Source organism: Delftia sp. JD2 (assembly GCF_001682645.1).
Classification (GTDB): Bacteria; Pseudomonadota; Gammaproteobacteria; order Burkholderiales; family Burkholderiaceae_C; genus Comamonas; species Comamonas acidovorans.
The window spans coordinates 37,173-52,239 of sequence record NZ_LFJT01000034.1; the positions used below are offsets into that span (position 1 = coordinate 37,173).

Annotated in this window: 8 protein-coding genes; 4 read left to right on the plus strand and 4 right to left on the minus strand. The window is 66.2% G+C overall.

Annotated features, from left to right (window positions below; all coding sequences use genetic code 11):
- Window positions 1-68: 68 nt before the first annotated feature.
- Together ACM14_RS18580 and ACM14_RS18585 are read right to left on the minus strand one after the other, a co-directional pair.
- Complete coding sequence (locus ACM14_RS18580) at window positions 69-1,802, minus strand: cation acetate symporter (RefSeq protein WP_012207754.1); 1,734 nt, start codon at window positions 1,800-1,802, stop codon at window positions 69-71.
- Window positions 1,799-2,107 carry a DUF485 domain-containing protein gene (locus ACM14_RS18585; protein WP_013800408.1) on the minus strand — a complete coding sequence of 103 codons (309 nt, stop codon included), beginning with the start codon at window positions 2,105-2,107 and terminating at the stop codon, window positions 1,799-1,801. The genes ACM14_RS18580 and ACM14_RS18585 overlap by 4 nt, the downstream gene beginning before the upstream one ends.
- A 303-nt stretch (window positions 2,108-2,410) precedes the next feature.
- Here ACM14_RS18585 and ACM14_RS18590 point away from each other — a divergent pair, with 303 nt between their 5' ends.
- The 3 genes from ACM14_RS18590 to uvrA all read left to right on the plus strand — a co-directional run bounded on the left by ACM14_RS18590 (window position 2,411) and on the right by uvrA (window position 11,866).
- On the plus strand, window positions 2,411-4,093 hold the full coding sequence (locus tag ACM14_RS18590) for an MFS transporter (RefSeq protein WP_012207752.1): 1,683 nt from the start codon (window positions 2,411-2,413) through the stop codon (window positions 4,091-4,093).
- A 396-nt stretch (window positions 4,094-4,489) separates the two neighbouring features.
- Entirely contained in the window at window positions 4,490-5,473 is a 984-nt protein-coding gene (locus ACM14_RS18595; protein ID WP_013800410.1) for a porin, read from the plus strand.
- A gap of 435 nt (window positions 5,474-5,908) precedes the next feature.
- Window positions 5,909-11,866, plus strand: a complete 5,958-nt coding sequence (gene uvrA / locus ACM14_RS18600) for an excinuclease ABC subunit UvrA (protein WP_065346955.1) — start codon at window positions 5,909-5,911, stop codon at window positions 11,864-11,866.
- A gap of 3 nt (window positions 11,867-11,869) precedes the next feature.
- Here uvrA and ACM14_RS18605 read toward each other — a convergent pair whose 3' ends face one another.
- Window positions 11,870-13,048, minus strand: a complete 1,179-nt coding sequence (locus ACM14_RS18605; protein ID WP_043820249.1) for an MFS transporter — start codon at window positions 13,046-13,048, stop codon at window positions 11,870-11,872.
- 129 nt (window positions 13,049-13,177) lie between these two features.
- On the opposite strand from ACM14_RS18605, the gene ACM14_RS18610 reads away from it, so the two are divergent.
- Window positions 13,178-14,143, plus strand: a complete 966-nt coding sequence (locus ACM14_RS18610) for a LysR family transcriptional regulator (RefSeq protein ID WP_034397367.1) — start codon at window positions 13,178-13,180, stop codon at window positions 14,141-14,143.
- A 22-nt stretch (window positions 14,144-14,165) separates the two neighbouring features.
- On the opposite strand, the gene ACM14_RS18615 is transcribed toward ACM14_RS18610, so the two are convergent.
- The gene (locus ACM14_RS18615; protein WP_065346956.1) at window positions 14,166-15,026 is read right to left on the minus strand and encodes a hypothetical protein; all 861 of its coding nucleotides are present in this window, start codon (window positions 15,024-15,026) and stop codon (window positions 14,166-14,168) included.
- Window positions 15,027-15,067 lie beyond the last annotated feature (41 nt).

Consider the following 15,067-nt stretch of genomic DNA (forward strand, 5'->3'; position numbering starts at 1 on the left):
CCACGCCAACGAAAAAGCCGGGCGCTGGGCCCGGCTTTTCATGGTGGGTGCCTGAGAGGCTCGGTGGCTCAGTGGCCCGAAGCTCCCGAGGCGCCAAGGCCTGTTTCCGAGCGCACCTGCTGCGCGGGGAAGATGGCGCGTTCCTTGGCGGCCTGGGCGCTCTTGTCGAGCACCGAGAACAGCCACACGCCCACGAAGCCGATGGTCATGGAGAACAGCGCGGGCGAGGCGTAGGGGAACCAGGCCGAGCCTGCGGGGTTGCCCAGCGTGGCCTCCCACACCGGGGGCGAGACCACGGTCAGGCCCACGGAGGAGATCAGGCCCATGAAGCCGCCGATCACCGCGCCCTTGGTGGTGCAGTCCTTCCACAGCACCGACAGCAGCAGCGGGGGGAAGTTGGCCGAGGCCGCGACCGCGAAGGCCAGCGACACCATGAAGGCGATGTTCTGCTTCTCGAACACGATGCCCAGCAGCACGGCGATGGCGCCCAGCGTCAGCGTGGTGATGCGCGAGACGCGCAGCTCGGCGGCGCTGTCGGCCTTGCCCTTCTTGATCACGGTGGCGTACAGGTCATGCGACACGGCCGAGGCGCCCGACAGCGTCAGGCCCGCGACCACGGCCAGGATGGTGGCGAAGGCCACGGCCGAGATGAAGCCGTAGAACACGTCGCCGCCCACGCTCTTGGCCACCAGCACGGCCGCCATGTTGGCCGTGCCCGCGCCGCCGTGGATCACGCCCTTGACCGTATCGGCCATCTCGGGATTGGTCAGCACCAGGGTGATGGCGCCGAAGCCGATGATGAAGATCAGCACGTAGAAGTAGCCGATCCAGGTCGTGGCCCAGAACACGCTCTTGCGCGCTTCCTTGGCGTCGGGCACGGTGAAGAAGCGCATCAGGATGTGGGGCAGGCCCAGCGTGCCGAACATCAGCGCCATGCCGAAGCTGATGGCCGAGATCGGGTCCTTGATGAAGCCGCCCGGGCCCATGATGGCCAGGCCCGCCTTGGCCGCGGCCGAGGGGTCGGCGCCGTTGTTGGCAGCGATCTCGGAGCGCACGCGCACGCCTTCGGCGAACAGCGCCTCGGGGCTGAAGCCGTACTTGGCCAGCACCATGAAGCCCATGAAGGTCACGCCGGCCAGCAGCATGCAGGCCTTGATGATCTGCACCCAGGTCGTGGCCGTCATGCCGCCGAACAGCACATAGATCATCATCAGGCCGCCCACCAGCACCACGGCGATCCAGTAGTCCAGGCCGAACAGCAGCTTGATCAGCTGGCCCGCGCCCACCATCTGCGCGATCAGGTAGAAGGCCACCACCACCAGCGTGCCGCTGGCCGCGAAGGCGCGGAACGGCGTCTGGGAGAAGCGGTAGCCTGCCACGTCGGCGAAGGTGAACTTGCCCAGGTTGCGCAGGCGCTCGGCCAGCAGGAAGGTCAGGATGGGCCAGCCCACCAGGAAGCCGATGGAGTAGATCAGGCCGTCATAGCCGCTGGCCATGACCGAGGCCGAGATGCCCAGGAAGGAGGCGGCCGACATGTAGTCGCCCGCAATCGCCAGGCCGTTCTGAAAGCCCGTGATGCCGCCACCGGCCGTGTAGAAATCGGCGGCCGACTTGGTGCGGCCCGCGGCCCACTTGGTGATCCACAGCGTGGCCACGACGAAGGCCGTGAAAAGAATGATGGCGGTCCAGTTGGTGGCCTGCTTGGCGGCCACGCCGACATCGCCGCCGGCGGCCAGCACGGGCCCCGTCAGGGCCAGCGCCACGGCGGGCGCCAGCAGCATGCGTTGTGCGGAATTCTTCATTTCGTGGCGTCCTTCAGGATGTCCTGGGTGAGCTTGTCGTACTCGCCATTGGCGCGGCGCACGTAGAGGCCGGTGATGATCACCGAGAAGACGATCACGCCCATGGCGATCGGGATGCCCAGCGAGGTCACGCCCGCGCCAATGGGCTGGGCCAGAAATGATTTGTCGAAGGCAATCAGCGCGATATAGCCGTAATAAACGACCAGCATCAGCAGCGTCAGAAAAAGGCCCAGGCGATTGCGTCTGGATCGCAACTCCTGGTATTTGGGATGGCGCTGTATTTTGTCTACCACCGGATCGGTCATGGTTTGTCTCCTGAAGTTGGAATCGCGGCGGCAGCCCCATGGATCTGCAGCCTTGCGGCGCATTCTGGAAAGCGCTTCTGACCGAGTGCTTACGCAGTGCAGCATGGTTTGGCAGGGTTTTTACGGTGCTTTTCACATGGAAAAAGACGGCATCAGGGTTGCTGCTGAGTTAGTAAGAAATCGTTCAGTTCGCCGTCAATTTCTGTAAGAGGTGAGTCAGATTCGCGTCAGCAGGCAGGCGGATAGTGAATCGGCGGGCCTATGGCAAGCCCGCTAAATATTCAATAAATCAAGGAGACAGACATGGCTATCAACGCATCGCAAGGCGCGGGGGTCAAGGCGACCCCGCGGCCCATGACTCCGGAAGAACGCAAGGTGATCTTTGCCTCGTCGCTAGGCACGGTTTTCGAGTGGTACGACTTCTATCTCTACGGATCGCTGGCGGCCATCATCGCCAAGCAATTCTTCAGCGGGCTCGATGCGGGATCGGCCTTCATCTTCGCGCTGCTGGCCTTCGCGGCCGGCTTCATCGTGCGGCCCTTCGGCGCACTGGTGTTCGGGCGGCTGGGCGACATGATCGGGCGCAAGTACACCTTCCTCGTGACCATCCTGATCATGGGCCTGTCGACCTTCATCGTCGGCATCCTGCCCACCTACGCCAGTATCGGCGTGGCGGCGCCGGTGATCCTCATCGGCCTGCGCATGCTGCAGGGCCTGGCCCTGGGCGGCGAGTACGGCGGTGCGGCCACCTACGTGGCCGAGCATGCGCCGCACGGCAAGCGCGGCGCCTACACCTCATGGATACAGACCACGGCAACGCTGGGCCTGTTCCTGTCGCTGCTGGTGATCCTGGGCGTGCGCACCTCCATCGGCGAGCAGGCCTTTGCGGACTGGGGCTGGCGCATCCCCTTCCTGCTGTCCATCGTGCTGCTGGGCATCTCGGTGTGGATCCGCATGACGCTGTCCGAGTCGCCGGCCTTCCAGAAGATGAAGGCCGAGGGCAAGGTCTCCAAGTCCCCGCTGACCGAGTCCTTCGGCCAATGGCGCAACCTCAAGATCGTGATCCTGGCGCTGATCGGCCTGACCGCCGGCCAGGCCGTGGTCTGGTACACGGGGCAGTTCTATGCACTGTTCTTCCTGACGCAGCAGCTCAAGGTCGATGCGGTGACGGCCAACCTCATGATCGCGGCGGCGCTGATCATCGGCACGCCGTTCTTCGTGATCTTCGGTTCGCTGTCCGACAAGATAGGCCGCAAGCCCATCATCATGCTGGGCTGCGTGCTGGCCGTGGTGACCTACTTCCCCGTGTTCAAGGCGCTGACCGAAGCGGCCAACCCCGACCTGGCTGCGGCACAGGCCAAGAACAAGGTGGTCATCGTCGCCGATCCCAAGGAATGCTCGTTCCAGTTCAATCCCACGGGCACCTCCAAGTTCACCAGCTCCTGCGACGTGGCCAAGCAGTTGCTGGCCGCAGGCTCGGTCAGCTATGACTCCGAGGACGCAGCGCCCGGCAAGACGGCCTTCATCCGCATCGGCAGCACCGAGATCCCCTCGTTCTCCATCAAGGGCCTGAGCCCCGAGGAAGCCAAGGCCAAGGACGCCGAGTTCAAGAAGACCGTGGCCAAGGTGCTGGCCGAGGACGGCTACCCCACCAAGGCCGACCCCGCGAAGATGAACAAGGTCATGATGGTCGCCATCCTGACCTACCTGGTCATCCTCGTGACCATGGTCTACGGGCCCATCGCCGCCATGCTGGTGGAACTGTTCCCCACGCGCATCCGCTATACCTCCATGAGCCTGCCGTATCACATCGGCAATGGATGGTTCGGCGGCCTGCTGCCCACCATGTCCTTCGCCATCGTGGCCCAGACCGGCAACATGTACAGCGGCCTCTGGTATCCCATCGTCATTGCAGGCGCCACGGCCATCATCGGCACGCTGTTCCTGCGCGAGACCAAGGATGTGGATATCTACGCGAATGATTGAGGGCTCCCCCTGAGGCGCTGACGCGCCTTCCCCCTCTCTCGTTTCGCGGGAGGGGGACGACGCCATCGCCGCGAGGCGGCTCTTGCTCGGCGTCTCTGAGTTGGGCCGCGCCGGTTGCATGCGGTATGCGCAGTATCCGGCGGTGTTTTGCGGCTCTGCATTGATGAAAGCCCATGGCGGTTTGCCGTGGGCTTTTTCTTTGGGTGCTTCTAATGGTTTTCCATGTCATGCCTGTGGCAGCAAAGCATCAGATGGCGCATTTTCAGAGGCGGGCATACATTTTTTGACATGCCCGCACCTAGAATCCGCAGCAGCCGCAAATGGCACTGATCTAGAGCCGGAGTCGGCCCTGAGATTTCAAGAATACCCACTCAACAATCCCAAGGAGATGCCGAGATGATCAAGATGAACCGCGTTGCCCTGGCCGTGCTGGCCGTGCTGGGTTCCACCACCGTGATGGCGCAAAGCAGCGTGACGATTTATGGCCGTATCAACACGACCATCGAACGCGAAAAGATCGGTGACCAGACCGTCAACAAGATGGAGAACAACTCCTCGCGTTGGGGCATGCGCGGTGTCGAAGATCTGGGCGGCGGCCTGAAGGCCGGCTTCGTGCTGGAAAGCGGTTTCGCTTCCGACACCGGCATGGGTTCCTCCTCCACGGGCGCGCTGACCTTCGGCCGTCAGAGCGAAGTGAACCTGTCGGGCAGCTTCGGCAAGATCCGCATGGGCAACTTCTTCCCCGGTTCGTACTTCGCCACGGCCGACTACGTGAGCATGCACAACCATGACACGGGTACCTCGTCCGACGCGCTGTACTTCGATCCCGTCTGGTTCGCCAGCGGCCTGGGCACCGCCAACAAGATCTCCTACACCACCCCCAACATCGGTGGCCTGACGGTCGAAGGCTCGGTCTCCATGCACGAGAAGGCCACGCCCGCCCGCAAGAACGGCTATGACCTGGCCGTCAACTACGACGTGGGCCCTCTGGCCCTGGGCGCCGGCTACAGCCAGGTGGACGAAGACAAGCAGGCCGCCTTCCGCGCTGCCTACACCTTCGGCCAGTTCGTGGTCGGTGGCTACTACCAGCGCAACGACGAGCAGATCCGCGGCACGCGCAACAACTTCCGTCTGTCGGGCATGTACACCCTGGGCGCTTCCGAGTTCCACGTGAACCTGGGCCACGCCAACAAGTGGAGCAACATTGCCGACTCCGGTGCCAACCAGTGGACCCTGGGCTACAACTACAACCTGAGCAAGCGCACCAAGGTCTACGGCTACTACACCAAGGTGGACAACAAGGCCGGCGCCAACTACATGACCGGTGTGAAGGGCGCGGACTTCTCCTCCTTCGCGCTGGGCGTGCGTCACGCATTCTGATCGCCGCGCGGCGTAAGCCGCGAGCAAAGCAGGTCTGTTCCAATCAGCACCTGCCTGCCATATCAGGCCTCGTACCGAAAGGTGCGGGGCCTTTTTGTCTGGGCTCGTCTTTTCACAGCCTGATCAAGGAAAAAACCATGAGGATCATCGCGGCCGGTTGCCTGGCCTTTGTTGTCGTGTCGCTGCTGGCCGTCACCCAGGTGAAGGGTGTGCCGGGTGAGCAGGCCATGCCTGCCTCCGTGCAGATGGCCAAGTAAGCCCTCGGCAAGAGGCACGAGCCCCGGACTGGTTCCGGGGTTTTTTTATGGTCGCGCGGATGCGTTGAGGGGGTATCTTTTTGTTTAACCTGTATGAAAATACAGGTATTGAGAAGCGTCTGATGCCTGACGCATGGACTGCCTAGAATGTTTGGCTCCCACTGACCACAGAACACCCATGACGCACGGTCTGATTCGAATTCGCGGCGCACGCCAGCACAATCTCCAGAACCTGGATCTCGACATCCGTACCGGCGAGCTGACCGTGGTCACGGGGCCCAGCGGCTCGGGCAAGTCCAGCCTGGTGTTCGATACCCTGTATGCCGAAGGCCAGCGCCGCTATGTCGAGACCTTCTCGGCCTATGCGCGCCAGTTCCTGGACCGCATGGACAAGCCGGCCGTGGACCGTGTGGAGGGGGTGCCGCCGGCCATCGCCATCGACCAGACCAATCCCGTCCGCAACTCGCGCTCCACCGTGGGCACGATGACCGAGCTCAACGATCACCTGAAGCTGCTGTTCGCGCGTGCGGCGCAGCTGTTCGACCGCGACACCGCCGTGCCCGTGCGCCACGACACGCCCGACAGCGTACTGGAGGAACTGGCCGAGCGTTGCCGGCAGGCCGGTGATCCGCGCATCGCCATCACCTTCCCCGTCGAGCTGCCCGCCAACACCACGGCCGCCGAGGTGGAGCAATGGCTGTCGGCCAGCGGCTTCACCAAGGTCCAGGCCGAACGCGAGGCCGAGAAGGCCGGCGCCGTGGAACCTGCCGCCGACGCCAAGGGCAAGAAGGCCAAGGCCGCCGCACCGCTCAAGGTCAAGATGCTGGACGTGGTGGCCGACCGCTTCCGCCTGGGCAATGTGGAGCGTGCCCGCGCCTACGAGGCCATCGAGGTCGCGCTCAAGCGCGGCAGCGGCCACATGACGGTCTATGTGCTGCCTGAATCCGCCGTGGAAGCCGCAGGTGACCAGCCCACCGAGCCCCAGCTGTGGAAGTTCTCGCTGGGCCTGCACTGCCCCGAAAGCGGCCTGAGCTACCAGGAGCCGATTCCCTCGCTGTTCTCCTTCAACTCCGCCGTGGGCGCCTGCGAGGCCTGCCGGGGCTTTGGCCGCGTGATCGGCGTGGACTGGGGGCTGGTCATTCCCAACGACAAGCTCACCCTGCGCACGGGCGCCATCAAGCCCGTGCAGACACCGGCCTGGAAGGAGATCCAGGACGACCTGATGCGCCACGCCGAGGCCGAAGGCATCCCGCGCGACACGGCCTGGGCCAAGCTCACCGACGCGCAAAAGAGCTGGGTGCTGGACGGCTCGCCCAACTGGAACGGCAAGTGGACCCAGACCTGGTACGGCATCAAGCGCTTCTTCGAATACCTGGAGAGCAAGGCCTACAAGATGCACATCCGGGTGCTGCTGTCCAAGTACCGCAGCTATACCGAATGCCCCACCTGCGGCGGCGCGCGCCTGAAGACCGAAAGCCTGCTGTGGCGCCTGGGCGGCAAGCAGGCCGCCGATGCCGTGCTGCCGCCCGGCGACGAAGGCCGCTACCGCCGCTTCATGCCGAAGGGCGTGGCCTGGAGCCGCGAGCAGCTGGACGCGCTGCCGGGCCTGTGCCTGCACGACCTGATGCAGCTGCCCCTGGTGCGGCTGCGTGATTTCTTCCAGCAGCTGGCGCCGGCAGTCGACGCCCCATTGCATGACGGCGAGGCCCAGGCGCTCAAGATGCTGCACGCCGAAATCATGGCGCGCGTGCAGTACCTGTGCGACGTGGGCATCGGCTACCTCACGCTGGACCGCCAGAGCCGCACGCTGTCGGGCGGCGAGGTGCAGCGCATCAACCTGACCACGGCCCTGGGCACCTCGCTGGTCAACACCCTGTTCGTGCTCGACGAGCCCAGCATCGGCCTGCACCCGCGCGACATGGAACGCATCACCGAGGCCATGCAGCGCCTGCGCGATGCGGGCAACACCCTGGTCGTGGTCGAGCATGACCCGGCCGTGATGTTCGCCGCCGACCGCATGATCGACATGGGCCCCGGCCCTGGCGCGCGCGGCGGCCAGATCGTGTTCGACGGCACGCCCGAGGACCTGCGCCATGCCGACACGCTGACCGGCGCCTACCTGGGCGGCCGCAAGCAGGTGGGCTTCGGCCTCAAGCGCATGGTGACCGAATCCACGCCGCGCCTCATCCTCGAAGGCGCGCGCGAGCACAACCTGCGCAGCATCGACGTGGACTTTCCGCTGCAGCGCCTGGTCACCATCACCGGCGTCAGCGGCTCGGGCAAGTCCACGCTGATCCAGGACGTGCTGGTGCCCGCGCTGATGCGCCACTTCGGCAAGCCCACGGATGCGGCCGGCGCCTTCGAGCGCCTGCTGGGCGCTGACCACCTGAGCGACGTGATGTTCGTGGACCAGTCGCCCATCGGCAAGACGGCGCGCTCCAACCCGGCCAGCTACGTGGGCGCCTGGGACTCCATTCGCGAGCTGTTCGCCATTGCGCCGCTGTCGCGCCAGCGCGGCTACACGGCCGCCAAGTTCAGCTTCAACAGCGGCGACGGCCGCTGCCCCACCTGCGGCGGCTCGGGCTTCGAGCATGTGGAGATGCAGTTCCTCTCCGACGTCTACCTGCGCTGCCCCGACTGCAACGGCACGCGCTACCGCCCCGAGATCCTGGAAGTCACGATCGAGCGCCACGCGGCCGGCGAGCTGCAGCCGCGCAAGCTCAACGTGGCCGATGTGCTGGAACTCACCGTGGCCGAAGCGGCCCTGCTGTTCGCGCAGGACCGCGAGGTCATCCGCGCCCTGCAGCCCATCGTCGATGTGGGCCTTGAATACGTGAAGCTGGGCCAGCCCGTGCCCACGCTGTCGGGCGGCGAGGCCCAGCGCCTCAAGCTCGCGGGCTTTCTGGCCGAGGCGGCCAAGTCCCAGGCCAAGTCGAAGCAGGCGCTTGCCAAGAAGGGCACATTGTTCCTGTTCGACGAGCCCACCACGGGCCTGCACTTCGACGACATCGCCAAGCTCATGCGCGCGCTGCGCAAGCTGCTGGAGGCCGGGCACTCGCTGATCGTCATCGAGCACAACCTCGACGTGATCCGCGCCAGCGACTGGCTGATCGACCTCGGCCCCGAAGGCGGCGACGGCGGCGGCGCCATCGTGGCCCAGGGCACGCCCGAGGAAGTGCGCCAGATTCCCGGCTCGCACACGGCCCAGGCGCTGCGCGAGTACGACCTGGCCATGGGCGTGGGCGGCGAGGCCGTGCGCGAGGTCGCTCCCATGCTCTACAAGAGCCAGCGCAAGGCGCATGCCATGTCGGGCGCCGCGGCCAGGAATGCCATCGAGATCGTCAACGCCAAGGAGCACAACCTCAAGCAGCTGTCGGTGGAGATTCCGCGCGGCAAGTTCAACGTGGTGACGGGCGTCTCGGGCTCGGGCAAGTCCACGCTGGCCTTCGACATCCTGTTCAACGAAGGGCAGCGCCGCTACCTGGAGTCGCTCAACGCTTATGCGCGCTCCATCGTCCAGCCTGCGGGCCGGCCCGAGGTGGATGCGGTCTACGGCATTCCGCCCACCGTGGCCATCGAGCAGCGCCTGTCGCGCGGCGGGCGCAAGTCCACCGTGGGCACGACCACCGAGGTCTGGCACTTCCTGCGCCTGCTCTACGTCAAGCTGGGCACGCAGCACTGCATCCACGACGGCGCCGCCGTACAGCCGCAGACGGCGGAAAGCATTGCGGCCCAATTGCTCACGCAGTTCAGGGGCCAGACCATCGGCCTGCTGGCGCCGCTGGTGGTCAACCGCAAGGGCGTCTACACCGAGCTGGCCGACTGGGCGCGCCCGCGCGGCTACACCCATCTGCGCGTGGACGGCGAATTCCTGCCCACCACGGGATTCCCGCGCATCGACCGCTTCAAGGAGCACACCATCGAACTGCCCGTGGCCAGCGTCACCGTCACGGCGGCCAACGAGCGCGAACTGCGCGGCCACCTGGCGCAGGCACTGGAAACAGGCAAGGGCGTGCTGCATGTGCTGTCCGGCCTGGACAACCTGGCCGATGCCATGGCCGGCGGCCGGAGCACGGCCGGCATCGGCAGCCTGCAGGTGTTCTCCACCCAGCGCGCCTGCCCGGTCTGCGCCACCAGCTATGCCGAGCTGGACCCGCGCCTGTTTTCCTACAACAGCAAGCACGGCTGGTGCCCCGATTGCGTGGGCACGGGCGTCAAGCTCACCAAGGACCAGCGCAAGGTCTATGACGACACCCTGCTGGTCGAGGACAACCGGGGCCGGGAGGTCAAGTTCGAAGGCCAGGAAATCGAAGACCTGGCCGAAGTGACCTGCCCCACCTGCCAGGGCACACGCCTGAACGCCACGGCGCGCGCCGTGCGCTTCCATGGCGTGGGCATTGCCGAGATCGCCCAGCTGTCGGTCAACGACGTGCGCCAATGGGTGCAGGCGCTGGCCCTGTCCGGACGCGAGTCCGACATTGCGCGCGACCTCATCCCCGAGATCCAGAGCCGCCTCGAATTCCTGGAGGAAGTGGGCCTGGGCTACCTGACGCTGGATCGTGGCGCGCCCACGCTGTCGGGCGGCGAGGCCCAGCGCATCCGCTTGGCCGCGCAACTGGGCAGCAACCTGCAGGGCGTGTGCTATGTGCTGGACGAACCCACCATCGGCCTGCATGCACGCGACAACCAGATCCTGCTCAACGCCCTGCACAAGCTGGGCGACAAGGGCAACACCCTGGTCGTGGTCGAGCATGACGAGGACACCATCCGCCGCGCCGACCACATCATCGACATCGGCCCCAGCGCCGGCATACGCGGCGGCCGCCTCGTGGCCCAGGGCACGGCGGCGGACATCATGGCGGCCGAGGACTCCATCACGGGCCGCTACCTGCTCCATGCCATGCGCCACCCGTTCCAGCCGCGCCGCTGGGTGGGCGAAGGCCAGCCGCCGCAGGCGGCCGCCGAGCTTGCCGCCGTGGCCGAACCGGTGCCGGAACCCGCGCCTGTCAAGGTATCCAAATCCAAAAAGAAGGCCGCGCCTGTCGTTGTCGAAGCCGAACCCGCCTCCGACGCACTGGGCTGGCTGACCGTGCGCGGCGCCCACTTGCACAACCTGCAGAACGTGGATGCGCGCGTGCCGCTCAAGCGCCTGGTGGCCGTCACGGGCGTCAGCGGTTCGGGCAAGTCCACGCTGGCGCGCGACGTGATGCTGGCCAATGTGGCCGCCTGGGTGGGCCAGCGCGCCACCAAGGCCGGGCGCGATGCCATGGACGCCGGCAAGGCGCCTGCGCTGTCCGGCTGCAAGGGCCTGCAGGGCTTCGAGGGCATTGACCGCGTGCTGGAAGTGGACCAGACCCCCATCGGCAAGACGCCGCGCAGCTGCCCGGCCACCTACATCGGCTTCTGGGACACCATCCGCAAGCTCTATGCCGAAACGCTGGAGGCCAAGGCCCGCGGCTACGCGGCCGGCCGCTTCTCGTTCAACACCGGCGAAGGCCGCTGCCCGGCCTGCGAGGGCCAGGGCATGCGCACCATCGAGATGAGCTTCCTGCCCGACGTGAAGGTGCCCTGCGAGGTCTGCCACGGCGCGCGCTTCAACCCCGAGACCCTGGCCGTCTCCTGGCGCGGCAAGAGCATTGGCGACGTGCTGCAGATGGAGGTGGACGAGGCCGTCGAGTTCTTCGCCAGCATGCCCAGCATCGCCCACCCGCTGCAGTTGCTGAAGGACGTGGGACTGGGCTATCTCACGCTGGGCCAGCCCTCGCCCACGCTGTCGGGCGGCGAGGCCCAGCGCATCAAGCTCGTCACCGAGCTGACCAAGGTGCGCGACGATGTGACCCGGCGCGGCAACAAGGCGCCGCACACGCTCTATGTGCTGGACGAACCCACGGTGGGCCTGCACATGGCCGATGTGGACAAGCTCATCCGTGTGCTGCACCGCCTGGTGGATGCGGGCCACAGCGTGGTCGTCATCGAGCATGACCTGGACGTGATCGCCGAGGCCGACTGGATCATCGACCTCGGCCCCGAAGGCGGAAAGGACGGCGGCCGCATCATTGCGGCCGGCACGCCCGAGGATCTGGTGGCTGCGGGCACGCACACGGGCAAGGCGCTCAAGCCCGTGCTGGCCCGTTGAGCCTCAGGCGCAGGCCACGCCTGCGCTGCGTGCGGAGCCTGCGGACAGGCGGCTGCTCCAGAAGACCAGCACCAGGCCCACGGCCGTCAGCGCGGCGGCGGCCCAGCCCAGGTTGACCAGGCCCAGGCCACCGGCCAGGGCCAGGCCGCCGACCCAGGCACCCAGGGCGTTGCCCAGGTTGAAGGCCGCAATGTTCAGGCTGGAGACCAGGTTGGCGCCCTGGGGGCCGGCCTGGTCCAGCACGCGCATCTGCATGGGGGCCACCGTGGCGAAGGCCACGATGCCCAGCACGATCACATAGGCCATGGCAACGGCCTGGTTCCCGAAGGCCCAGCGGCCTGCCGCCAGCACCACCATCAGCGCCGCAATGCTCCACACCAGGGCGCGCATCACGCCCCGGTCGGCCAGCTTGCCGCCCAGCAGATTGCCTGCGGCCAGGCCCGCGCCGAACAGCAGCAGGGTCAGTGCCACCAGGCTGTCGCCCATGCGGGTCACCTGGGTCAGCAGCGGCTCCACATAGGTGTAGAGCGCAAACACGCCCGCAAAGCCGAAGGCCGTGATGCCCAGGCCCAGCCAGACCTGGCCGTTGGCCAGCACGGCAAGCTCCTGCGCCAGCGGCGTGACCTCGGGGCGGCCCTGGTCGCGCGGCACGAAGGCGGCCAGGATGGCAAAGGCCAGCACGCCGATCGCGGCAACGGCCAGGAAGGCGCTGCGCCAGCCGAACATCTGGCCGATCCAGGCGCCGGCAGGCACGCCCAGCAGGGTGGCCAGTGTCAGGCCCGAGAACATAAGCGCAATCGCCGACGCCTTCTTGTCCACCGGCACCAGACCCGTGGCCACCACGGCGCCCACGCCGAAGAAGGTGCCGTGGGTCAGCGAGGTCAGCACGCGCGCCGACATCAGCCATTCATAGCTGGGCGCGAACGCGGCGGCCAGGTTGCCGGCGATGAAGATCAGCATCAGCGCCAGCAGCAGGCGCTTGCGCGGCCATTGGCGCGTCAGCAGCGTGAGCACCGGCGCGCCCACGGCCACGCCGATGGCGTAGCCCGAAATCAGCGAGCCCGCCGTGGGAATGCTGATGTGAAGATCCTGGCTGACCTGTGTCAGCAGGCCCATGATGATGAATTCCGTTGTGCCGATGCCAAAGGCACCGGCCGCCAGGGCGAGTAGGGAAAGAGGCATGGACGGATTCCTTGTGATCCTTGGTGTGATGTCCATTAATGTCGCACTGCAATATACCTTTGTGTAGATGGAATAATGGAAACGGATCTGTTCCTGTGTGGAATAGATGACCTCTTTTCAGGAGACGCCATGCCCGCACTTGCCCCACCCACGGCCACCGATACAGGCAACGCCGATGCCAACCGCTTTGCCGAGCTGGAAATGCTGATCCTGGTGGCCGAGCGCGGCAGCCTCTCGGCCGCTGCACGCCACCTGGGCATCTCGCCCTCGGCCGTCAGCAAGAGCATGTCGCGGCTGGAGGCGCGCCTGGGCGTGCAGCTGCTGCAGCGCAGCACGCGGCGCCTGCATCTCACGCCCGAAGGCTGCCAGCTGTTCGAGCGCGGCAAGCGCGTGCTGGCCGACCTGGAGGAACTGGAGGCCTGCGTGGCCGTGCGCAGCGAACCACGCGGCCTGGTGCGCATCAACACCAGCTCATCGACCGGAAAAATGCTGCTCGTGCCCCTGGTGCCGCAATTGCTGCAGCGCCATCCCGGGCTGAGCCTGGAACTGAGCTTCACGGACCAGATCGTGGACCTGGTCGAGGCCGGCACGGACATCGCCGTGCGCTGGGGCCAGCTTCCGCCCTCGGACATGGTGGCGCGGCTGCTGGGCCACACGCGGCAGGTCATCCTGGCCTCACCGCAGTACCTGGCCCGCATGGGCAGGCCGCTGCATCCAGACGAACTGGGCCACCATGTGCGCCTGGGCTGGAGCTACCAGCGCGCCATACCGCACTGGCCATTTCTGGTGGACGGCCAGCGCGTGGCCGTCGATATCGGGGAGGTGGTGCGCGTCAACGACGGCGATGTGATGCGCGAGCTGGCGCTGCACGGCACGGGCCTGGCCCGCCTGTCGCTGTACCACGCCTGGGCCGACGTGCTCGCCGGCCGGCTGGTGCCCGTGCTGGAGGAATTCAACACGGGCGACCTGGAGCCCATCCATGCCGTCTACCTGGGCAAGCCCGACCGCCTGCCCCCGCGCACGCGCGCCGTGCTCGACTTCCTGCAGGCGCATGTGGACCTGCGGCATGCGGAGCAGCTGCCGGCGCTGCCCTGAGGGGTAGCCGGCAGCGGGGGCGTCACTCCTGCTCGGCTGGCAGAGGTGCGGCGTTGAAGGACAGGTTCTCGATGATGTCGTGCAGCACGGTGGGCACTGGGTCCACGGGTGCATCGGCCGCGTAGACGATGCCTGTGCCCACGCCCTTCGGGTCAAGCAGGCGCTTGGCAACCATCACCTGTTCGGGGCGGGTTCCATTGGTGCGGGAACTGCCTTCACCCTCGTTCACGCTGTAGACGAAGTAGTAGGAACGCAGCAACTGGCCAGAGCTGGTGATCTTCACGCACAGCACGCCGCCCGCCAGATTGCCCCGGATCTGGTGTTCGCAGCCAAACAGCCGGTCTGCCGTTTCCATCAGGCCATTTCCGTTCGCCGTGGCGGGTGTCTGCAACTGCATATTCACGACTTCGGAGAAAACGCCTTCGCTGCCGAACGAAGTCAGCGCCCAGATTCCGCGCAGGCTGGATGCCACGGCGGGGTAACCGAAGTTGAAACGCGAAATCGCCACTTCCTGCTCGCCGGGCAGCGTGATGAAACCCGAAACGCCGCTGGTGAAGCGCATGCTGACCTGGCCCATGTTCCGGTCTTCGGAGCCCGACATCGGGCCGCTGCCCAGATAGCGGCCGCCCTTGTAGCGGATCAGCGGAGCGGCAAAGCGGTTGTTGGTCAGCGCGCCCGAGGTCATGTAGAAGGTGGGCTGGCCGCTGGGCTCGTAGGCATACATCTGCATGACCAGCGTGCCGTTCTGTGCATCGATGGCCAGCCCGCGGCCCGGTTTGCCATTGAGTTCCGACGTCACCACCCAGGTGCCGTTGCTGGGCATGAACGCGTGCGCCAGGCCGCAGCCCAGCAAGGTGGCCGCAGCCAGTATTTTTTTGAACATGAGTCCCTCTCTATTGGTGAACGGCGAAGTCTGCGAAGGAT

Excerpts from the sequence above, each read along its gene's own strand:
- ACM14_RS18580 (WP_012207754.1), bottom strand. The coding sequence starts at position 1,802 with ATGAAGAATTCCGCACAACGCATGCTGCTGGCGCCCGCCGTGGCGCTG.
- ACM14_RS18585 (WP_013800408.1), bottom strand. The coding sequence starts at position 2,107 with ATGACCGATCCGGTGGTAGACAAAATACAGCGCCATCCCAAATACCAG.
- ACM14_RS18590 (WP_012207752.1), top strand. The coding sequence starts at position 2,411 with ATGGCTATCAACGCATCGCAAGGCGCGGGGGTCAAGGCGACCCCGCGG.
- ACM14_RS18595 (WP_013800410.1), top strand. The coding sequence starts at position 4,490 with ATGATCAAGATGAACCGCGTTGCCCTGGCCGTGCTGGCCGTGCTGGGT.
- uvrA (WP_065346955.1), top strand. The coding sequence starts at position 5,909 with ATGACGCACGGTCTGATTCGAATTCGCGGCGCACGCCAGCACAATCTC.
- ACM14_RS18605 (WP_043820249.1), bottom strand. The coding sequence starts at position 13,048 with ATGCCTCTTTCCCTACTCGCCCTGGCGGCCGGTGCCTTTGGCATCGGC.
- ACM14_RS18610 (WP_034397367.1), top strand. The coding sequence starts at position 13,178 with ATGCCCGCACTTGCCCCACCCACGGCCACCGATACAGGCAACGCCGAT.
- ACM14_RS18615 (WP_065346956.1), bottom strand. The coding sequence starts at position 15,026 with ATGTTCAAAAAAATACTGGCTGCGGCCACCTTGCTGGGCTGCGGCCTG.